The following is a 19,775-nucleotide window of genomic DNA, read 5'->3' on the forward strand; positions in this document are numbered from 1 at the left end:
GATGGTCGCACCGAACTTGCCCAAGGGTTTCGACTTCACCGATCCCGATATCTACGCCCACCGGCTACCGACCGAGGAGTTCGCCGAACTCCGACGCGCGGCGCCGGTGTGGTGGAACGAGCAGCCGCCCGACGTCGGCGGTTTCGGCGACGGCGGATACTGGGTGGTGACCAAACACCGCGACGTGCGCGAGGTGTCGCTGCGCACCGACGTGTTCTCGTCGGCCGAGAAATCGGTGGTGCCGCGCTACACGGTGACCGGCGGCGGCGGGCAGATCGAAGCCGGACGGGCGTCGATGATCATGATGGACGACCCGGAGCACACCCGGCTGCGCAAGATCGTGTCGCGGGGGTTCACGCCGCGCAACGTCGAGCGGCTGCGCGCCGAACTCGGTGAGCGCGCCCAGCGGATCGCCGCGCAGGCCGCTGCGGAGGGTTCCGGTGACTTCGTCCTGCAGGTGGCGCGCGAGCTTCCGCTGCAGGCGATCGCCGGTCTGCTCGGCGTGCCGCTGGAGGACCGGGAGAAGCTGTTCGACTGGTCCAATCGGATGATCGGTGCCGACGATCCGGAGTTCGCCGAGTACGACTCGCTGGCCTCCGCCGGCGAAATGATGTGGTACGCCATGCAACTGGCCGAACGTAAAGCCGAGGACCCGGGCCCCAAAGATCAGGACATCGTCACCACGCTGATCGACGCGGACGCCGACGGACAACTCAGCGGGGCCGAGTTCGGGATGTTCGTCGTGACCCTGGCGATCGCCGGCAACGAGACGAGCCGCAACTCGATCACCCAGGGCATGATGGCGTTCACCGACTTCCCCGACCAGTGGGAGCTGTTCAAGCGTGAGCGACCGAAGACGGCTGCCGACGAGATCATCCGATGGGCGTCGCCGATCACCGCGTTCCAGCGCACCGCGATCGTCGACACCGAACTGTCCGGCGTGCCGATCAAGAAGGGCCAGCGGCTGGTGCTGTTCTACCGCTCGGCGAACTTCGACGAGGACGTGTTCGACGACCCGTTCTCGTTCAACGTGTTGCGAAGCCCTAACCCGCACTTGGGGTTCGGCGGCACCGGCGCCCACTACTGCGTCGGCGCCAACCTCGCCAGGATGACCATCGACCTGATGTTCAACGCGATCGCCGACCACCTTCCGGATCTGCAGCCGGTCGGCGCGCCGGAGCGGTTGCGGTCGAGCATGATCAACGGCATCAAGCACTGGGAAGTCGACTACCACACCCGCTAGTGGTGATTTCGGCGCGCTAACAGTCGCTGAGCGAACGTTAGCGCACCGAAATCGCCGAGTAGCGGCGGCCGCGGGGGTCTCGTTCCCACAGCACGCCGTCGCCGGCGGTGACGCCCTCCTGGATGAGCGCGCGCTTGAGGATCTTGTTGGTCGCGGTTTGGGGCAGTGCCTCGTTGATCCGCACGTAGCGCGGCCACGCTTTCGGTGACAGGTCAGGCTGTTCGGCGAGGAATTCCTCGAACCGTTCCGGCGTGACCGCCTCGTGAAGGACGACAGCCGCCATCACCTGGTCACCGACATGCTCGTCCGGCACGGCGTACACCGCGACGAGGTTGACCTGCGGCAGCCGCTGCAGAATCCGCTCGATCGGTCCCGCCGCGAGGTTCTCCCCGTCGACTCGCATCCAGTCCGCCGTTCGGCCCGCCAGGTAGATCCAGCCGTCGGCGTCCTTGTACGCCAGGTCGCCTGACCAGTACATGCCGTGACGCATCCGCTCGTCGGTGGCGGCCTGGTCGTTGTAATACCCGGTGAATCCGCCGACGCCGTACGTGTTGACCAGCTCGCCGACGGCGTCGTCGAAGTTCGCCAGCGCACCGTGCTCGTCGAAAACCGCTGTCGCACATTCGGTCACGGTGTCGGCGTGGTAGACGCTGACCCCCGGGTAGCCCTTGCCGATCGATCCCGGTGGGCACCCGTCCTCCCGCATCACCACGACGGCGAACTCGCTCGACCCGAAGCTGTCCACCACCCGGCAAGCGAACCGCTTCGCGAACAGCTCGATGTCGCGCTCGGTGGCCTCGTTGCCGAACGCCGCCCGCAACGTGTTGTCCGCGTCGTCGGGCTGCTCGGGTGTCGCCAGCACCAACGCCAGAGGCTTGCCGACGTAGTTCATGTACGTGGCCCGGTAGTGCCGGATGTCGTCGAGGAACCGTGTCGGGCTGAACTTGGTCGGCACCATCGCCGCCCCGCACGCGATCGCAACGGCCCAACCGGCGGCCACACCGTTGGAGTGGAACAGCGGCATCGACAGGTAGCACACGTCGTCGGCGGTGAGCTCGAACCGGTCGACCAGGCTGGCGCCGCACAGCACCGCCATCGCGTGCGCAAACCGCACCGCCTTCGGATCGCCGCTGGTGCCCGACGTGAAGAGCATCAGCACCGGGTCCATTCCGCCCACTTCACGATGCGGGACAAGCGGTTTCGCCCCGCCGAGGGCATCCTGGTACGCAGGGTCGTCGACGGCGATCACTGCCGCCCCGCCGAGGTCGAGTCCGTCGAGCAGCGGTAGGTGTTCGGCGTTGACGAGTACCATTTGGCAGTCGGCTCGGCGGATGTCGGCGGCCAGGCCGTCACCGCGGCGCGTGGTGTTGATGCCGCACAGGGTGTACCCGCCGAGCGCCGCCGCCGCCATCGACCGCAGCATCGCGGGGGTGTTGCCCAGCAGCGCTCCGACATGCAGTGGAAGCGACGCGTCGGCGAGGGCGATCACCGCCGACGCCTCCGCCGCCGCCTCTGCCAGGTGCTCGCGCCACGTCCACGTCCGATCGCCGTGCATCACCGCGACGCCGTCGTCGTCCATCCGGGTACGCAGCAGCTGCTGCACGGTCTCAATCATGGTTGCCCGGCCGGTAGCGCAGCAGCGTCATTCCGTCTTCGTCGCAGAACACCGGCGCGACCCGCATGCCGATGCGAATGTCCTCGGGTTCGACGTCGACGAGTTCTGTGCTCACCCGCGGACCGACGTCCCACTCGACGACCGCCAGCAGCTGCGGCATCTTCTCCACCCACGACGGGCCGGTCGGGCGGCGCGCCACCGTGAACGTGTATAGCGTTCCGGCGCCGTCGATCTCGCGCCACTCCAGGTCGTCGGCCAACGTACCCGGCGTGAGTGTGCGCGGATAAAACACGTAGCGGTCCGCCGACGGCGAGTACTGGATCAGGATCCGGCGTTCGCGCAACGCCTCCCAGAACGGCTGCGACACCGGCGTCGGCTCGGGCATCGGCGCGCTCATCAGTCACCGCCCAGGATCAGTGCGACCTGCTCGCTCATGATGCCGCCGGTGCCGCTGACGAACGCGGTATTGCAGTCGCCCACCTGCGCCTCGCCGGCGCGGCCCATCACCTGGCGGGCGCCGTCGACCACATGGTGCATGCCCCCCGCCATCCCGGCCTGTCCGTACGACAGTTGGCCGCCTGCGGTGTTGAGGGGGAAGTCGCCGCGGAACGTCAGGTCGTGCTCCGTCAGCCACGTCATTCCGGAACCCTTGGCGCAGAAGCCAGCGTCCTCCAACGTCATCAACACAGTGATGGTGTAGCAGTCGTAGATCGACGCCATGTCGATGTCGGAGCGCTGAAGCCCCGCCATCGCGAACGCCCGCTCCGCGGCGCGCGCGATCGGCGTGCGCATGAGGTCGTCGGCGTAGGTCGGTGTCTTGAACCCGATGTGCTCGCCGAAGCCCTTGATCCACACCGGACGATGGCGGGCACGCCGTGCGACGTCGGCATTCGCGATGAGCACACCCGTGCCGCCCTGCACGCGCATCACCGTCTCCAGCATGTGGATCGGGTCGGCGATCACCGGGCTGCTGAGCACGTCGTCGACGGTGATCGGCTTGCCGTGGAACACCGCGCCGGGATGCGCGCACGCGTTCTCCCGCTGCTGAACCGCGATCCGCGCTAATGCTGCTGCGTCGTAGCCGAATTCGTACGCGTAGCGCTGCGCGATCTGTGCGTAGGGGCCGTTCTGACCGACGTTGCCGTAGGGGATCTCGAACTCCGCCTGCGGCGAGCCGTAGTTGTTGCTCGACGCTCCGTACCAGCCGAGGGTGCGGCCGGGCTTCGACTCCGAGCGCGGGATCTCCGTCGACCCGGGCACGACCGCGAGCACCGCGTCGCACAAGCCCAGCTCCACCGCCGCCGCGGCGCGCCACACCATGCCCGCCGCCGTCGCGCCGCCGAGGTCGACGCGGTCTCCGAAGTCGAGTGGCAATCCGAGGTACTCCGACAGCGTGGCCGGCGCGAACATGTCCGACTCGGCGACCCCGTGCGTCGAAAGGCCGTTCACCACAGCCGGATCCACTCCGGCGTCCTCGACGACCATCTTTGCCAGCCGCGCGTACTGGTCCAGCGTGAAGCTCGGCGGCGCGCTTTGGCGCTTCTCGGCGGGCAACTCCGCGATGCCGACGATCGCCGCGTCGCCCCGTAGCCCCGTCACGCCGAGTCCCGCAGTGGCAGGGCGACGGTCGCGGTGCCCGGCATCAGCACGGCGTCGCCGCGCTTGCAGAAGATGTCGAGGTCGACCAGCGCACCGTCGCGCTTCCCGGTGACGACGCCCCCGAACGTCAGCGCCTGACCCGGATACGCGATCGCGCGGTTCTGAACGGAGAACGCGACGAGCCGCCCCGCGCCGCCGATCCAGTCGGTCAACGCCCGGGACAGCAGCGCAGCCTGCAGCGGCCCCTGGACGAGCACGTTGTCGTAACCTTCGGTGCCGCGGGCCCAGTCCTTGTCGTAGTGGATGCGGTGTCCGTTGTAGGTGGCGGCGCTGAAGAAGAACATCTGCGTCTCGTCGACGGTCACGGTCAGCGCGGGGATGACGTAGCCGGGCTCGACGTCGTCGAAGTGCGGATTCATGCGGGCCTGGCGATCATCGATGTCGACGCTTCGGCGAGAATTGCCCCGTGTTGATTACGGTACTCGGCACGCCACGTCACGAGCACGAATCTGCCCGACCTGCCGTCCTTTTCGACGATCGACTCGACGGTGCGCGTCATCTCGACGTCGTCGCCGTGGTAGGCGGGCAGGTGGAATGTCGTGCTCTCGCCGCCTGCCATTCTGCGCGGCGCCTTCGGGAACGCCAGGCTGCCGGTGACCGCCCCAGACGACCCGTCCGCCCGCAGATCACCGAGCGCCGCCACGTCGAGGATCGCGTACTGCAGAAACAGCGGTGGGCAGATGATGTCGCGGTAGCCGTGCTGCCGGGCGTAGTCGGCGTCGAACCACAGCGGGTTGTGGTCCCCGACCGCTGCGGCCCAGCGCTGCCAGTCGCGGCGGTAGACCTCTCCGGTGGCGACGGCCACGACCGTGCCGATCTTGGCGAGCGAGTCCTCGTCGAGAAGGCTCTGCGTCATTCCGTCCAGTTCATCTCCTCCTCGAGCCATGCAGCGGCGATGTCGGCACCGCCGCCCACGGTCGACAGCACACGCGCACGTTCCGAGAACAGGTGCAGGCCGGTCTCGACGACGTAGCCCATGCCGCCGTGCAGTTGATGCGCGTCGAGCGTGATCTTCTTGACCTGGGCCGCGCGCATCCGCGCGATCGCGGTTTCCCGCGTCGCGGCACCGCCCTGCCCGATGCGGAACACCGCGGAGTGCGCCGCCAATCGTGCCGCGGCCAGCGCGATGTGCATGTCGGCGACGATGTGTTGCGCCGCCTGGAACGAGGCGATCGGCCTGCCGAACTGTTCGCGCACCGTGGTGTACTCGACGGTTCGGGCAATCACCGCCTCCCCCACACCGGCCAAGTCCAGATTGTCGAGCGCCACAGTGGCATTGGCCGCGCGGCGCAACTGCAGATCGTCGACCGCCGACGGCTCGTCGACCACGACATCGTCGAAGCGGACTGTGAACGCAGGGAACCCGCCCATCAAGGGCACGGGCTCGATCGCGATGCCGGACGCTGCGGTGTCGACGGCCACGACACCTGCGTCGGTGGTGGTGACGATCACCTCTGCCACGTCGGCGTCGGCGACGACCTTCGCGACGCCGTTGACGCGCCAACCCTCGACGTCGCGGGACGCCCGCAGCAGCGGCGTCACGTCGGACGCGTCGCGTGGGTCGAACAGTGCATACGTGCCGCGTGCCTCGCCGATCGTCAGCCGCGGCAGCCAATCCTCGCCGACACCCAGCCACGAACACGCCAACGTCGCGTGCAGCGTGCTGCGGACCGCGCTGGGGCACAGGGCTCTTCCCGCTTCGACACAGAAGATGCCCACATCGCTGAGGCTGCCGTCGCCCAGCAGCCCGAACACGCCGGCGTCGGCCAACGCCTTCCACTGCGCGTCTGGCTCGAGTTCGGCTGCCAGCACGCTGCGGCACATCGCGGCCAAGTCGCGTTCGTCCTCATTCGGAATCACTCGCACGCGATCACCGTCCGTACGACGGCATACGGTGACCGCGCTGGGCGATCACATCACGAAGGACTTCGTTGGTGCCACCGCCGAAGCGCATGAGCGGTGACACCCGGTACAGCCGCTCGAAGAAGTTGCCGACCCTTAGCCCGTCGGGTCCGAGCAGGTCGAGCGCGAGATCGGCGATGCGCTGGCGCAATTCGCTGGTGAAGACCTTCTCGACGCTCACCTCAACGGTCGGGATCCGACCGCTGTCGAGCAGCGAGGCGGCCTCGTAGCCCATCAGCATCGCGACCTCCAGATCGGCCTCGGCCTGGGCGAGTCGGCGACGGAATGCCGGGGCCGGACGTCCGGCAAGGGCAAGTAGGTCGTCAAGGGCCCGGCGCATGTCGCCTGCGTTGGTCAACGCGCCTCGCTCGTGGTCCAGCGCGCCGGTGATGTATGTCCAGCCGGCGTTCTCCTCGCCGATGAGGTTGGTCACCGGCACGCGCACGTCGCGGAAGAAGGTCTCGTTGGTGCGGTACCCCGACCAGGCGTATAGCGGATGGATCTCGATGCCCGGGCTGTCGACGGGAACCATGAGCACCGAGATACCACGGTGCCGAGGCTTCTCGGGGTCGGTGCGCACGCACAGCCACTCGTGTGTGGACCGCTGGGCGCCGCTGTTCCAGATCTTCGACCCGTTGATCACCCACTCCTCGCCGTCGCGAATCGCCCGGGTACGCAGACTGGCCAGGTCGGTTCCCGCGTTCGGTTCGCTGTACCCGAGCGCGCAGACGATCTCGCCCCTGGCAATTCCGGGCAGGAATTCCAATTTGTTCTGCTCGGTGCCGTGGCGCATGATCACCGGCGCCACCGAAGTCACAGTCAGGTCGGGGCCTGGCACGCCGGCATATTCGAACTCGCGCATCAACAGGTGCTGGTGCATGGCGGTCAGGCCCAGCCCGCCGTACTCGGTCGGCCAGTTCAGTCCGAACCAGCCTTTCTCGCCGATCTTGCGGCGAAAGGCCGTGAGCTCGCCGCCCTGGTACTCGAGCCCGTGCTCGGCCATCTCCGCCCGTAGCGCCGGCGTGACGTTTGCCGTGAGGAACTGCCGTACTTCGGCCACCCAGGCTCGCTGCTCGTCGTCGAGCTCGAAATCCACGAAGGAGACACTATCGAGAAGTTGTCTAGTCGGCGGCGAAACGGGCGCACGCTTCAAGAACAGCCCAGTGGGCGCGACCGAGATGGACTGCCGGCCAAGCCCGTGGCTCACCCCGGACACTTTCGTCCGCATACCGCGCGGCGTCACCGAAACACCCTCGGGTACAACGAAATCGCATCGGTGGTAGACTGATCTCGGATGTTATTCGTACATCCGCATCAAATGAGAGAAGTAAGTAGATGACACAGGGAACTGTGAAATGGTTCAACGGCGACAAAGGCTTCGGCTTCATCGCTCCTGACGACGGCGCCAAGGATGTCTTCGTCCACTATTCCGAAATCAGCGGGGGCGGGTTTCGGTCGCTGGAGGAGAATCAGCGCGTTCAGTTCGAGGTCGAGCAGGGAGCCAGGGGCCCCCAGGCGGTAGGAGTCACGGCCGTCTGACAGACCTAAAAAGATGGTGGGCTGGTGCGGGTTTTCCGTACCAGCCCATTGTTTTAGGTCCCTGAGGACGGCGCAGCGGACTGCCGTTGCGACGTATCGGAGAACTCCGGATTCTCGACCGGTTTCGACGAATCGCCGTTGTTCGGCTTGGGTTCCGGCTGCGGCGGGTGAGAGAACAGGTCGGATGACCTCATGAGGCATATTCCTTAAAGTGTGTGTGCGTTTCGACCCTGGGTCGGCTCGAAATACATTCCCCGGCGGGGGTTTCCTTGATCAGCCGCCCCCGAAGAAGCGCTTCTTGGACTGTTTCTGGTCGCCGTCGACGTCCGTCCACTCCCCCGACGCGTAGCTGTGTGCCTCTTTGGCGCCGGTGCGAATGACGTCAAGCGAGCCGTCGTTGTGCTTGATGTACGAGTCGCCGAAACGCATGTACTTGTCGGTTTCTCCGCCGCGAAGCGTCACGGTGACTGTCATGGTCGTACCTCCAGAAATGTGCCGGCAGTGAGCCGGAAGTGTGGTGGGCGAAAGGCCGTTCCTCGGTCGTCTCCACCTGTAATAGGGGTACCCGTTAATACCGACGCCACGCCGAAAAGAACGTCACGAATCGGGATGCCGGATCGTCGCCGTCCGGAGTCGGCGGTTGTTCATCGGTTCCCGCGCTGACTTCTGGTGATCCAGTTGCCGAATCAGCTCGCGCTTGGCTCGTCCCAGGGCCCGAGTCACGTCCGGGTCGTCAGCCACCGCGACGAGCGGCGGGAAGCCGGGAAGACTGGTGCGCAGGGTGACGCGCTGCTCTTTGCCGTCGCGGTCCTGCAGCGTGACTTCGACATCCACATCACGCGGATCCCACCTGCCGAGGTGTGGCGCTAACGTCGACAACTCCTCCAGCACATGGGGACGCTCCTTCGCCGTGAAACCGGCGCCGACATGAACGATGCTCTCGTCGAGAGCAGCACGAACTTTGTCAGAGTTGTTCGTCATGGTCTTCTCCTTCTGCGATCAGTCACCCATTGCCGCAAGCAGTTCAGGGAGCGGCGCGGCCGCGATACCAATCGCGCCGTCGCTGATTCCGTATGGAAGCACCAGGGTCTGCGCGTGCACGAGCGCACCGCACGAGTAGACGACGTTGGGGACGTAACCGTCCTGTTCGTCGGGTGCGGGGCTCAGCAGCGGCTCCCGCATACGGCCGATGATCCGCGTCGGATCGTCCAGATCAAGCAGTATCGCCCCGATCCGGTAGGTGCGCATCGGTCCGACCCCGTGGGTCAGCACCAACCAACCGGCGTCGGTTTCGATCGGCGAGCCACAGTTACCGAGTTGCAACGTCTCCCAGGTCTCGCTCGGCCGGTGGCAGGCGTGCGCGCTCGGCCAGACGAAGGGATCATCGGCGAAGGCGACCGTGTTCGTTTCACGGTCCGACCTCGACATGGCGGCGAAGCGGCCACCGATCCGGCGCGGGAACAGCGCCAGGCCCTTGTTGGCCGCAGCGCTTCCGACAAGGGGAGTGGATGTGAAGGACTGAAAATCTGTGGTTTCCAACAATTGCTGGCTGATGAGTGAACCGCTGTAGGCGGTGTAGGTCGCATAGAAGGTCACCGCGCCGTCGTCATCGACGAATCGAACGAACCGGGCGTCCTCCATGCCGGCGTCTTCGGCGGCCGTGGCGGGCCACAGCACGCGCTCGGAAAGCGCCACCTCGTCCGGGAATTCGATGGCGTAGGCCCTGTCGGCAATGCCACGGATCAACGCGATCGTTTCCAGGGCGCGCCCACGCGTACTCAGGTGAGCCCGCAGCCGGTCGAGCTGCTCGTCCAAGTCCGACCGCGTGAAGCGGTCACCCAGGGCGTCGAGCACATAGTCGGCAGCCTCGCTCGCGTCGCCGTGTCGCTCGAGCTCGCTGCGGAAGATTCCTGCGTCCAGAAGGGCCGGTGCGGCCGCTCCGACCGTCGCGAACGGTGCTGGTTCATCGATCGAGACGCGGCCAGTCGAGTCGACCACTCCGGTCCGGAACCCGATGGACGAACGGTGACCCTCGCCGATCCCCCGCACGCTCATCACGAATCGCAGGCTGCCCGCCTGCAGTTCCGTCTGGTCGGGATGTTCCACGATGCTCGGATTGCACAGCGCGGCGCCCTCGATAGCGTACTCAGCGGTGAAGATCGCGCCCAGCAACAACATTCGCATGTCGGACAGTTCGCGGACGGGATCCAGCCGGTCGGCGAGCTCACGTGCGTGCTTGCGGAATGTGCCCACCAGATCGCGATGGCGCGTGTCGAACCGGGTGACGACATCGTCCAACGCCAGGCGCACGTCGTCCTCGTCAAGAGCGAGGACGCGTCTCAGCACCGCCCCCGCCCGTGTCTCGTGGCGCTCGAAACCCTCCTGGCCGGGCACGAACAGACGGGTGATCACCCGCGACGGGTCGGCAGCGAGCCGAATGGCGCAACGAGTGACGAGTCCTTCGCGCACGGATGTCATTGCGAGACAATTGAGAAGCGCTGCGCCTGTTGCAGCGTCGAAAGAACAGCCAGCGTCGACTCGGCGCCCTGGTTACGGTTCACGCCGTCGGCGTGCAGGCCGTCGAACCCTGCGCCCGTCTCGGGGTCCCACATGAGTTGCCCGGCGTCGTTGTCGCCCTGGAACCAGGCCGCAGCGGCGCGTATGCCGTCGAGCCAGACGACGCCCTTGTCCACCGTGGCCGCTCGTGCGCAGGCATCGGCGAGCGACGAAACCTCGATCGGCTGCTGGTCGAACGCCGGCCGCGGATCACCGGGTCCACTACCCCCGACGGGGGTCACCGAGAAGCGGCCGTTCGTCAACTCGTTGTCGAGCAGCCAGCCCAGCAGATCCAGGCCGCGTTGCTGCAGGCTCGCGTCTTCGAGCGTGACGCCCGCGGCGATCATCGCTTCGGGCAGAACGGCATTCGCGTAAGTGAGTCGAGGTTCGGGCCATGGCCAGGCGAGGTCCCCGTTCGGCATGGCGACACCGGCGGAGTAATCGATGATGAGTAGCCGTGCGGCCCGGTTGTCCGGCTGGACGGTGAGAAGCTCGGCGGCGCCCAGCGCGGCGAACGCCATCGCCCGTGGCCAAACCGACCGAGCCTGAGCGCCTCGATCGAACTGCATGACGGCCGACCGACGGACATGGGCGACGCCGCTCTGTGCCGCGGCGGTTCCCAGCGCCCATAGGCACCTGCCCCACGCGTCCAACACGTCCGGCTCGTCCAGCCAGCGGCCGACGCTGTCCATCCGGTTACGGCACGGGCCGGTGAGCGCTTGGGCCTCGTCCAAGAACCGCAATGCCGTACCGGCAAGACCGTTCAACGTCCGTTCGGGGTCAGGCTCGCGGGTGGTGACCACGAGGACACGGGCCATGTCGTCGGTGCAGAAGCCGTGCTCGGGCCGTGGCTCGGCGAAACACGCATGTTCGAACGTGCCGCGGCTGTTGGTCAACCGCCGCAAGTGGTCGAAGAGCGGGGCCGGTGCGATGGCGGTCATACCAGTGCCGGCCGCTCATCGAGAGCGCGGTGCGCCAGGCCGAGATAGGCATCGGCCACGACTGACCATGCCATCGTCGGGGCCAGCCTGCGAGCTTCCGCGGCCATGGCGCCGGCCAGGCGAGGCTCGGTCATCACCCGGCGCAGGGCTGACGCCAACGCACCGCGGTCGTCATGGTCCACGACGATGCCCGCGCCGGTGGCCAGGAGTTCCTGAGCGTGCGGGAATGCGGTCGCGACGACCGGCCTGCCACTGGCGATGGCGTCGACCAGCACGCCGGAGGTCACCTGGTCTGTGGAGTCATACGGCAGCACCACAACGGCTGCGGACTGAGCGAGCGTGGTCAAGGACGCGACATTGCGGTAACCGGAGTCAAAGCACACGGCGTCAGCCACACCGGCACGGCGCGCCTGGTCGATTCGCGCCTGGCGGTAGGCCTCGCCGTGCGCGGCCCGCACCTTGGGGTGCGTCTGCCCGGCGACGAGGTAACGCGGCCGACCGTGTAGGTGCTGCAGGGAGGGCATCACGTCGATCACCCGCTCGATGCCCTTGCCCGGGCCCAACAGACCCCAGGTCAGCAGCGTCGGCCTGCCGGGACGGTGCACCGCAGCGTTGGACGGGATAGTGGCACCATGCGGGATGGTGACGATCTTGTGGCGGTCGACGTCGAAGTTCCGGCGTAGTCGCTGTCCGGCCGCTTCCGACATCACGACGACTCGGTGCGCGAGTGCGACGACCTCCTCTAGCACCGAACGCTGGTGTGGCGTAGGGTTTTTGACGATGGTATGAGCAATCACGATCGCCGGCACGCGAAGTCCGCCGATGATGTCGACGACCTCGTCGCCGTCTTCGCCACCGTAGACGCCGTACTCGTGCTGGATGAGTGCGACGTCGTTCTGGTTCAGGAGTTCAGACGCCGCGGCAACAGATGCCGGTGAGCCGTTGACCAGCTCTCCGATGACACTGTCGGATGAGGAAGGCGACCCGTCGGCCACCCGCACCACGCTCACGTCGGCGCCAATGCTCGACAGCCCGGCACCCAGCGCAGCGCTGAAGGTTGCCAGACCGCACGGTGTCGGTGGATGGGTACTGAGAATGCCGAATCGAGGCAGATCGTAACGTGCTTTATTCACAACAGATTTGGAAAAAGAAGGATAATTCAAAGGTGATCCCGACGTGCGGTTGTCACCGGCATATCCGGCATGAGCGGTTGCTCGACGAGATCAGCGGCTGACGGCTGTCTCATTCCGGAGTGGCTGGGTTCCCAACACCGTCAACGGTACACCCAACGGTCTCCGCCAGACGATTCGAGGTGTGGACCGATCAGGGCCTAAAGACGTAGGGTGAGACCATCGGGACCACCAAGGCCCCCACGTCAAAGGGGCAGTGATGTCTGACAAGTCTCCACGCAAGACGATGAGTAAGAAGTCCGGAAAGTCGCTCAAAGAGAAACGCGCAGACAAGCGTCTGAAGTCGGATCGAACCTCGCAAACCGAGTCCCTCATGCATCCAAGGAAACCCTGAGCGGCCGCGTCGCTGGGTTGCCTGACGAAAACCAGGTATTGGTGTGATGTCGGAACCCGCTGAAAAACAATATCGTTCGCTAGGAATCCTGGCGCGTTCGCGCAAGCCCGACGAGCGTCGGCTGCCGATTCACCCGGCACACTTCGACAAGATCGACGAGGAGCTGCGCCCGCACGTATTCCTCGAAAGCGGTTATGGCGAGCTGTTCGGTGCGTCCGAGGCCGGGCTGGCAGGACTGGTCGGCGGAATCCGAACGCGTGAAGAGCTCATCGCCGAATGCGACATCATCGTATTGCCCAAGGTGCAGGCCGACGATCTGACGGAAATGAAAGTCGGACAGATAATCTGGGGCTGGCCGCATTGCGTGCAGGACGCCGCACTGACGCAATGTGCCATCGACCGGCGGCTGACATTGATTGCCTTCGAGGCAATGAACCACTGGAACGCTGACGGTAGCTTCGGGCTGCACGTGTTTCACAAGAACAACGAACTCGCCGGCTACTGCTCCGTCCTGCACGCTATGCAGTTGGCCGGTGTCACGGGAAGCTACGGACGTCGAATGCGTGCGGCGGTAATCGGATTCGGTGCTACCGCGCGCGGAGCGGTGACTGCTCTTAACGCTCACGGGGTTGACGACGTGCGGGTGCTGACCAATCGCGACGTGGCCGCGGTGGCTTCACCCATCCACTCCACACAGATGGTCCAGATGGGACAGGATGCGGACGATCCCGGCCGGACGCGGGCGGAGACGCCGGACGGTTCTGTCCCGATGGCAGACTTCCTCGCCGACAACGACATCGTCGTCAATTGCGTCCTCCAAGATCCAAGCGCGCCGCTGGTCTTCGTGGCCACCGACGAGCTCGAGTTATTCGCTTCCGGCAGCCTCATCGTCGACGTCTCCTGCGACGCGGGAATGGGTTTCGGCTGGGCACAACCGACGTCATTCGCACACCCGGTCGTCGAAGTTGGAAACGGCGTGCGCTACTACGCCGTCGACCACAGCCCGTCCTACTTGTGGAACTCCGCGACGTGGGAGATCAGCGAGGCCTTACTGCCGCATCTCGGCACACTTCTGGGGGGACCGACGGCATGGGACGAGAGCCCGACCATCGCCCGGGCGATCGAGATCCGGGACGGCGTCGTACTGAACCCCAGCATCTTGTCTTTCCAGCACCGTGCAGCGGCCTACCCGCACCCAGGCGTGAGTGGTTAGCGGACCTTCTCGGGGATCGAGTTCAACGCGTGCAGGACGTGCACGGCAAGATCGCCCGCCGCGACATCGTCGAGATCGGAATGGCTGCTGATCACGCGCTGAACCACGTCGATGCGGTCGTCGTACGGCGTGCGGAACGTTTGGGCCGAAGTCATGAGTGATTCCTTTTGAGTCGAATGGTGAGAAGTCGGTTGAGCCGTGGCTGTTCTCAGCGGGTGGCTCCTGCGCCTGCCGCCCACTGGCGTTCGGTGACAGCGGTCAGGTCGCGAACTTCCCGATCGTGTGTGGTAATCGCAAGCAGGTCATCGACCGACGAGACGTTGTCCGGTGCGGCCGCGGTCATCATCACCTCGTGGGCGAGGTCGGAATCGGTGTGCGGTGGAACGACGATCAGGAGAATTCTTGTCTTGTTCATTCCGAGCACTTCGAGCGTGCTGGCCGGTTGGCCGCGGTAACCGTCGAGCCGAACCTTTCGGTCTCCGCTCATCATTCGTGTCGGCACGTTGGTCCACTCGGCCAGGCTGTACATCACACGCTCGATGACGCCCAGGCGCACAGACAACACCGAGAGCAGATCTGGTAGCTCGTGGGCGAGGTCGTCGCTGTGCGGCCACCATGCCCCGTCGACGTGTCCGCTTGTCGGCGCCTTGGGCTTCAACCTCAACCGCGGTGTGTTCTCAGGTCCTGTGGTGCCCCGACCGGCAACGGCGTGGCTTTCTGGCGGTGTCATAAGACATCCCGTCTTGACCTCGATGGGCCAATCTTTCGAATCGACGACGACGCGATCTCAGTTGGTCACGTACGACATGTCGTCGATAAGCCCAGTCTACGCGCTACACGCTTCGAGCGGGGGATTCGGGGTAGCCCACTCATAGGCGCTGGATAGCCAGCCACCACTACGGATACGGAGAAGCAGGTATGGGACAGCTCGTCGCGGACGCCCTCGTCGGTCGACTTCAACAGTGGGACGTGACAAGGGTTTTCGGTTACGCCGGCGACGGAATCAATACCCTGCTCGGTGCGTTGCAACGCTCCGGGGACCCGGAGTACATCGCCACTCGGCACGAGGAACTCGCCGCGTTCATGGCATGCGGCCACGCGAAGTACACGGGTGGGGTCGGAGTTTGTATCGCCACCCAGGGGCCCGGTGCCATCCATCTGCTCGCCGGGCTCTACGACGCGAAGCTCGACCGCCGTCCCGTCGTGGCGATCGTCGGCCAGGTGGTGTCCACCGCTCTCGGCAGCGGATACCTCCAAGAGGTCGATCTGCATTCGTTGTTCAAGGACGTTTGCAGCCAGTACGTCCAGACCGTGTTCGCCCCCGAACAGGCGCTGACCGCGCTCGACAACGCCATGCGCACCGCCATCGCGACGTCCACGCCGACGTGTCTGATCATTCCGCACGACGTTCAACAGGCCGAGATGCCCGATGAGACCCCGCACAGCCACGGGGTCGTACCGTCGTCACCGCTGTCCGCGCGGCCGCACATCACCGCCCCCGATGCTCAGCTGAGCCAGGCAGCCGACGTGCTCAACGCCGGCAGCAAGGTTGCGCTGCTGGTGGGGCGCGGCGCGGCGAATGCTGCCGACGAGATCGCCGCCGTTGTCGATGCGGTCGGCGGTGGGGTCACAACTTCGCTTCTCGGCAAACCGATTGTGAACGAATCGCTGCCGTGGCACACCGGGGTGATGGGCCACCTCGGCACCACGGCCAGCGCCGAGCTCATGGCGAATTGCGACACTTTGCTCATCGTCGGTTCAAACGACCCGTGGACCGAGTTCTACCCCGCGCCCGGCCAGGCCCGGGCTGTGCAGATCGACATCGAGCCGCGGGTGCTGGGCGCCAAGTATCCGATCGAGGTCGCAGTATGCGGCGATGCGCGACAAGCACTTTCGAAGCTGCTGCCCCTTATCGAGCATAAGACCGACCGCCGATGGGCGGACCGGGTTCACGACTGGACACAGCGATGGCACGCGTTGGCCGACCAGCGCTGCGCCGAGGTAACCACTAACGCCAACGCGGAGTTCGTCGTCCGCGAGCTGTCGGAGCATCTGCCGGCCGACGCGCGCGTCGCCGTCGACGTCGGATCGTCGACATACTGGTACGCACGCCACCTGCGCCTGCCGCCCGGCGTTCCCGCCCACGTCTCCGGCTACCTCGCGTCGATGGGTTGCGCGCTGCCCTACGGCATTGCAGCCAAACTCGACGCGCCGGACCGGCCCGTCGTCGCCCTCGTCGGCGACGGCGCCATGCAGATGTCCGGTCTGCTCGAACTGATCACGATCGCCGACCGGTGGCGTGACTGGGCAGACCCACGCTTCGTCGTGCTGGTGCTGCACAACGGCGATCTGACCGAAGTCTCCTGGGAGCAGCGGGAAATGGAGGGCAACCCGCGTTTTCCCGCGTCGCAGTCCGTGCCGTCATTCCCGTACGCCGACTACGCCGAACTTCTTGGCCTCGGCGCCGCCCGCATCGACGAATCCGCACAGGCGACGGGGGCGTGGCAGCGCGCCCTCGCAGCGGATCGGCCGTTCGTCATCGAGGCCGTTGTCGATCCGGCCGCGCCGTTGTTACCGCCGCTGATGCCGGACGAGAAGGTGGAGAAGGTGTACGCCGCGCTCGACGAGGAGGGCGCCGATGAGGCGAAGAACCTCGTGCAACGTCAGCGTGCGGCTGAAGCAGCAAATACGGATGGCCCTCCGACGTGACGGCCGTCGCGCCGGGTTCCACCCCCAGCAAACCCGGCAGCTACGGAATCCGTCGCTTTCGTCGATATTCTTGACGCACGCGCAACTGACGGAATTTCGCTTGCTGGATGAAACACACTGTTAGAGGGCATAACTGAAAAGTTCTGTGAAGCACCTCACACGCCACGAGATCCGTAGTACTCTCTATCGTGGTTGAGTTCCCAGCCCGCCGCGGCGCCTGATCTGGGCTCGCCCAGGATGGCCGTCCGGCGCCACCTCTGCAATACAACCTGGGGGATGTGTACATGGCTGCGGTTGGCACCGTCCGGATCTACCGACCGGATCCTGCCCTCACGGAAGATCAACGACAGTGCGGACGGGCGACGTTCGCCGTCAGACGGCTGTCGTCGTCGCGGCTGGCTGTCGCCGTCGTTGGTGATCTCGACGCCCTCAACGGGCGGGCACTGGGCCGCTACGTCGAGCAGCACACCGGAATCTCCCGGCAACTGGTGCTCGACTTGCGTGCCGTCGACTTCGTCGGCACCCAGGCGTTCACGGCGCTGTACTACATCAGCGTGCACTGCGCTCGCAATGACGTCGACTGGATCATCGTCGGGAGTCACCCGGTGCGACGCCTGCTGTCCATCTGCGACCCCGACCACGAATTACCACTTGTCGCCAGCCTCGTTTCGGGGCTGGCAAGGCTGGACCGCCTCGCGCAGTGCCGGCAACACGTGCCGTCGGCGGGTTAGCGTCTACGTCGGCGGATACGGCAAACCGAACTCGTCAGCCAGCAAGCTCTGCACGATGATCATGGCCGCCTGCGCGCCGGCGGCGATCGCGCCTGCAAGATGCGGTTGCTCGGTGCAGACATCGCCCGCGGCGAACACCCCGCCCGCTTCGGTGCGGTGAATCTGGTCGACACTGATGGCGTCCGCGGCGAGCGGCCCTGGCGTACACGAGGCACCCAGCTGCTCGGCCAGCGGTGACCGCTGCTTCAGCGGCGCCTCCACCAGAAGGCCGTCGCGCTCGAGCCGGGTGCCGTCGGCAAACGCGATCGCGGTCAATTGTCCTTCCTCGCCGATCAATTCGACGACGCGGCGGTCGTCGATCGTCACTCCTGCCGTCCGCAGCGCATCCTCGTCCTCCGACGACAGCTGCGAGTGCCCGTCCGTCAACGACACCACGTCGTCGGTCCACCCCCGCAGCATCAAGGTTGAGTGCACCGCCTCCTCACCCGCGGCGAGTGCGGCCAGCCGCTTGTCCCGCATCTCCCAGCCGTGGCAGAACGGGCACTGAAACACCGACGTCCCCCACAACTCGGTCAGGCCGGGGATCTCCGGCGGGCAGTATTGCATGCCGGTCGCGAGCAGCACGCGCCGCGCGTGGATCACTTCGCCGTCGTCCACCTCGAGCTCGAAGCCGTTGTCGACGCGTCGGCCGACCTCGACACTGGCGCGCCGGTACTCCACGCTCGGATACGACGACAATTCGTCGCGACCTGCTGCGTACAGCTCTGCCGGCGGGCGCTGATCGAACCCGAGCAGGCCGCCGATGCCCGACGAGGCGCGGTTGCTCTGCTGGTCGGCGTCGATCACCACGGTGCGTCGGCGGGCCCTGCCCAACACCAGCGCGGCGCTGAGGCCGGCCGCGCCCGCGCCGACCACAGCGCACTCCCACTGACCACTCATCCGGTACCTCCGACATCGGCTTCGTCCTCGCCCCAACGGTGACGTAAGGGGCATTCGCGTTCCGGTCCGCAGAAAGTTCCCGGGTGGGTCGACGGCAAACCTCCGTTGTCCAATCGGTCAGATTTCGGTCGAATGGCCACACCGCGGGGTCACGTCTGGACGATGTGTGCGCAGATTCAGAGGGCGTTTCGGCCCAGGGCGCCTGTTTTCCTAGGCCCCAACGTCTTTCAATGGTCAGTTGATTAGTGTGCTAAACTTTTTACGGATGTTTTTGGTACATCCGCAAGGAAATGAAAGAAGTAAGTAGATGACACAGGGAACTGTGAAATGGTTCAACGGCGACAAGGGCTTCGGCTTCATCACGCCTGACGATGGTTCGAAGGACGTCTTCGTCCACTACTCGGAGATCCAGGGCAACGGCTATCGCTCGCTTGACGAGAACCAGCGCGTCCAGTTCGAGATCGAGCAGGGCGCCAAGGGCCCGCAGGCAGTTGGGGTCACTGCCGTTTAGTCGGCCTCACACGTGACAGTGGGCTGGTGCGGAATATTTCCGCACCAGCCCATTTTCGTCTGTCTGCGCCCGCTCCATCACTAGTCGTGAACAGGTTGGGCGGCAACGGGATCCGTTGCATTCTCACCGTTCATGTGTGTTGTCCAACGGGCGCTTTCGGCCTCCGCAAGGCGAATCACGGTATTTGCGGTTTCCAACAGTTGCGCTTCACGCCCTGGTTCCGGCGCCGGCATCGCCGCCGCGCAGCGCATCACCATCGTGCCGAGGGCCTGCGGTGTCAGATGCGGAACGACGAGCAGCCTCAAGCACCCGTCGCGACCGGTCACTGCCATCAGACGGGGCCGTCGGTGCTGCGCACCGCGCACCAACCCCGCGCCCGACGCGATCGTGCTCAGATCCATCGCGGCTTCGGAGTTCGACCAGTTGACGCAGATATCGAGGACTTCGCCGAGGGGACGATGCATGAGCTGGATGAATTCAGGCAGCTCACGCGCCACCGCCGCACTGTGCGGCCACCAGGCCCCGTCGATGTCGCCGCCCAGGTCCCGCGCGAGCGACAGCCTGACAGGACGGGCTAGACGCCGGGTTCCCGTCAGCCCGTTCATGAGGGGGACATATCAGTCTTGCCGGTCTGAGAACGAGGGGAGCTGCACCGCTTCTGCAGCGTCTTCCTTGCTCGGTTGAACTTCCGGC

At 65.8% G+C, this 19,775-nt stretch carries 23 protein-coding genes; 6 read left to right on the forward strand and 17 right to left on the reverse strand.

Going from position 1 to position 19,775, the window contains the following annotated elements:
* Position 1: 1 nt before the first annotated feature.
* The gene (locus N4S67_RS08000; protein ID WP_260992419.1) at positions 2-1,243 is read left to right on the forward strand and encodes a cytochrome P450; all 1,242 of its coding nucleotides are present in this window, start codon (positions 2-4) and stop codon (positions 1,241-1,243) included.
* Positions 1,244-1,280: 37 nt separating this feature from the next.
* Here the strand turns inward: N4S67_RS08000 and fadD1 are convergent, their stop codons facing one another.
* The 7 genes from fadD1 to N4S67_RS08035 are packed head-to-tail and all read right to left on the reverse strand — an operon-like array spanning position 1,281 to position 7,515.
* Positions 1,281-2,858, reverse strand: coding sequence for a fatty-acid--CoA ligase FadD1 (gene fadD1, locus N4S67_RS08005; RefSeq protein ID WP_260992420.1), 1,578 nt, complete (start codon positions 2,856-2,858; stop codon positions 1,281-1,283).
* A complete protein-coding gene (locus N4S67_RS08010) occupies positions 2,851-3,255 on the reverse strand; it encodes a Zn-ribbon domain-containing OB-fold protein (protein ID WP_390893283.1) in 405 nt (134 codons plus the stop codon). The genes fadD1 and N4S67_RS08010 overlap by 8 nt, the downstream gene beginning before the upstream one ends.
* Positions 3,255-4,457, reverse strand: coding sequence for a thiolase family protein (locus N4S67_RS08015; protein ID WP_260992421.1), 1,203 nt, complete (start codon positions 4,455-4,457; stop codon positions 3,255-3,257). Before N4S67_RS08015 ends, N4S67_RS08010 begins: the two co-directional genes overlap by 1 nt.
* Entirely contained in the window at positions 4,454-4,876 is a 423-nt protein-coding gene (locus tag N4S67_RS08020; RefSeq protein ID WP_260992422.1) for a MaoC/PaaZ C-terminal domain-containing protein, read from the reverse strand. The genes N4S67_RS08015 and N4S67_RS08020 overlap by 4 nt, the downstream gene beginning before the upstream one ends.
* Positions 4,873-5,373 (reverse strand): MaoC family dehydratase, encoded by a 501-nt coding sequence (locus N4S67_RS08025; protein WP_260992423.1) that lies wholly within the window; start codon positions 5,371-5,373, stop codon positions 4,873-4,875. Before N4S67_RS08025 ends, N4S67_RS08020 begins: the two co-directional genes overlap by 4 nt.
* Positions 5,370-6,383: an acyl-CoA dehydrogenase family protein gene (locus tag N4S67_RS08030; protein WP_260992424.1), complete on the reverse strand. Its 1,014-nt coding sequence runs from the start codon at positions 6,381-6,383 to the stop codon at positions 5,370-5,372. Before N4S67_RS08030 ends, N4S67_RS08025 begins: the two co-directional genes overlap by 4 nt.
* A gap of 4 nt (positions 6,384-6,387) precedes the next feature.
* Positions 6,388-7,515 (reverse strand): acyl-CoA dehydrogenase family protein, encoded by a 1,128-nt coding sequence (locus tag N4S67_RS08035; protein ID WP_260992425.1) that lies wholly within the window; start codon positions 7,513-7,515, stop codon positions 6,388-6,390.
* A 239-nt stretch (positions 7,516-7,754) separates the two neighbouring features.
* Between N4S67_RS08035 and N4S67_RS08040 the strand changes: the two genes are divergently transcribed.
* The gene (locus N4S67_RS08040) at positions 7,755-7,958 is read left to right on the forward strand and encodes a cold-shock protein (protein ID WP_260992426.1); all 204 of its coding nucleotides are present in this window, start codon (positions 7,755-7,757) and stop codon (positions 7,956-7,958) included.
* A 53-nt stretch (positions 7,959-8,011) separates the two neighbouring features.
* Here N4S67_RS08040 and N4S67_RS08045 read toward each other — a convergent pair whose 3' ends face one another.
* The 6 genes from N4S67_RS08045 to N4S67_RS08070 form a co-directional block, all read right to left on the reverse strand.
* Positions 8,012-8,152 carry a hypothetical protein gene (locus N4S67_RS08045; RefSeq protein ID WP_260992427.1) on the reverse strand — a complete coding sequence of 47 codons (141 nt, stop codon included), beginning with the start codon at positions 8,150-8,152 and terminating at the stop codon, positions 8,012-8,014.
* Between the two features lie 79 nt (positions 8,153-8,231).
* Complete coding sequence (locus tag N4S67_RS08050; protein WP_260992428.1) at positions 8,232-8,432, reverse strand: hypothetical protein; 201 nt, start codon at positions 8,430-8,432, stop codon at positions 8,232-8,234.
* 123 nt (positions 8,433-8,555) lie between these two features.
* Complete coding sequence (locus N4S67_RS08055) at positions 8,556-8,939, reverse strand: hypothetical protein (RefSeq protein WP_260992429.1); 384 nt, start codon at positions 8,937-8,939, stop codon at positions 8,556-8,558.
* An 18-nt stretch (positions 8,940-8,957) separates the two neighbouring features.
* Complete coding sequence (locus tag N4S67_RS08060) at positions 8,958-10,436, reverse strand: glycoside hydrolase family 130 protein (protein WP_260992430.1); 1,479 nt, start codon at positions 10,434-10,436, stop codon at positions 8,958-8,960.
* On the reverse strand, positions 10,433-11,455 hold the full coding sequence (locus N4S67_RS08065; RefSeq protein ID WP_260992431.1) for a glycosyltransferase: 1,023 nt from the start codon (positions 11,453-11,455) through the stop codon (positions 10,433-10,435). The genes N4S67_RS08060 and N4S67_RS08065 overlap by 4 nt, the downstream gene beginning before the upstream one ends.
* Positions 11,452-12,567 (reverse strand): glycosyltransferase, encoded by a 1,116-nt coding sequence (locus N4S67_RS08070; RefSeq protein ID WP_260993047.1) that lies wholly within the window; start codon positions 12,565-12,567, stop codon positions 11,452-11,454. The genes N4S67_RS08065 and N4S67_RS08070 overlap by 4 nt, the downstream gene beginning before the upstream one ends.
* A gap of 458 nt (positions 12,568-13,025) precedes the next feature.
* Between N4S67_RS08070 and N4S67_RS08075 the strand changes: the two genes are divergently transcribed.
* The gene (locus N4S67_RS08075; protein ID WP_260993048.1) at positions 13,026-14,192 is read left to right on the forward strand and encodes a N(5)-(carboxyethyl)ornithine synthase; all 1,167 of its coding nucleotides are present in this window, start codon (positions 13,026-13,028) and stop codon (positions 14,190-14,192) included.
* Here N4S67_RS08075 and N4S67_RS08080 read toward each other — a convergent pair.
* Both N4S67_RS08080 and N4S67_RS08085 read right to left on the reverse strand, forming a co-directional pair.
* Entirely contained in the window at positions 14,189-14,347 is a 159-nt protein-coding gene (locus N4S67_RS08080; RefSeq protein WP_260992432.1) for a DUF6307 family protein, read from the reverse strand. The two genes, N4S67_RS08075 and N4S67_RS08080, sit on opposite strands and share 4 nt — an antisense overlap.
* A gap of 53 nt (positions 14,348-14,400) precedes the next feature.
* Entirely contained in the window at positions 14,401-14,922 is a 522-nt protein-coding gene (locus N4S67_RS08085; protein WP_260992433.1) for a DUF5994 family protein, read from the reverse strand.
* Positions 14,923-15,110: 188 nt separating this feature from the next.
* Between N4S67_RS08085 and N4S67_RS08090 the strand changes: the two genes are divergently transcribed.
* Together N4S67_RS08090 and N4S67_RS08095 are read left to right on the forward strand one after the other, a co-directional pair.
* On the forward strand, positions 15,111-16,901 hold the full coding sequence (locus tag N4S67_RS08090; RefSeq protein ID WP_260992434.1) for a thiamine pyrophosphate-requiring protein: 1,791 nt from the start codon (positions 15,111-15,113) through the stop codon (positions 16,899-16,901).
* Positions 16,902-17,185: 284 nt separating this feature from the next.
* Positions 17,186-17,632: an STAS domain-containing protein gene (locus tag N4S67_RS08095; protein WP_260992435.1), complete on the forward strand. Its 447-nt coding sequence runs from the start codon at positions 17,186-17,188 to the stop codon at positions 17,630-17,632.
* A 3-nt stretch (positions 17,633-17,635) separates the two neighbouring features.
* On the opposite strand, the gene N4S67_RS08100 is transcribed toward N4S67_RS08095, so the two are convergent.
* A complete protein-coding gene (locus tag N4S67_RS08100) occupies positions 17,636-18,571 on the reverse strand; it encodes an NAD(P)/FAD-dependent oxidoreductase (protein WP_260992436.1) in 936 nt (311 codons plus the stop codon).
* A 307-nt stretch (positions 18,572-18,878) separates the two neighbouring features.
* On the opposite strand from N4S67_RS08100, the gene cspE reads away from it, so the two are divergent.
* Positions 18,879-19,082, forward strand: coding sequence for a transcription antiterminator/RNA stability regulator CspE (cspE, locus tag N4S67_RS08105; protein ID WP_260992437.1), 204 nt, complete (start codon positions 18,879-18,881; stop codon positions 19,080-19,082).
* An 80-nt stretch (positions 19,083-19,162) separates the two neighbouring features.
* Here cspE and N4S67_RS08110 read toward each other — a convergent pair whose 3' ends face one another.
* Positions 19,163-19,687: a DUF5994 family protein gene (locus N4S67_RS08110; protein WP_260992438.1), complete on the reverse strand. Its 525-nt coding sequence runs from the start codon at positions 19,685-19,687 to the stop codon at positions 19,163-19,165.
* Positions 19,688-19,775 lie beyond the last annotated feature (88 nt).

Origin of the sequence: Mycobacterium deserti (assembly GCF_025345615.1) — a bacterium.
In the GTDB taxonomy this organism is placed as follows: Bacteria; Actinomycetota; Actinomycetes; order Mycobacteriales; family Mycobacteriaceae; genus Mycobacterium; species Mycobacterium deserti.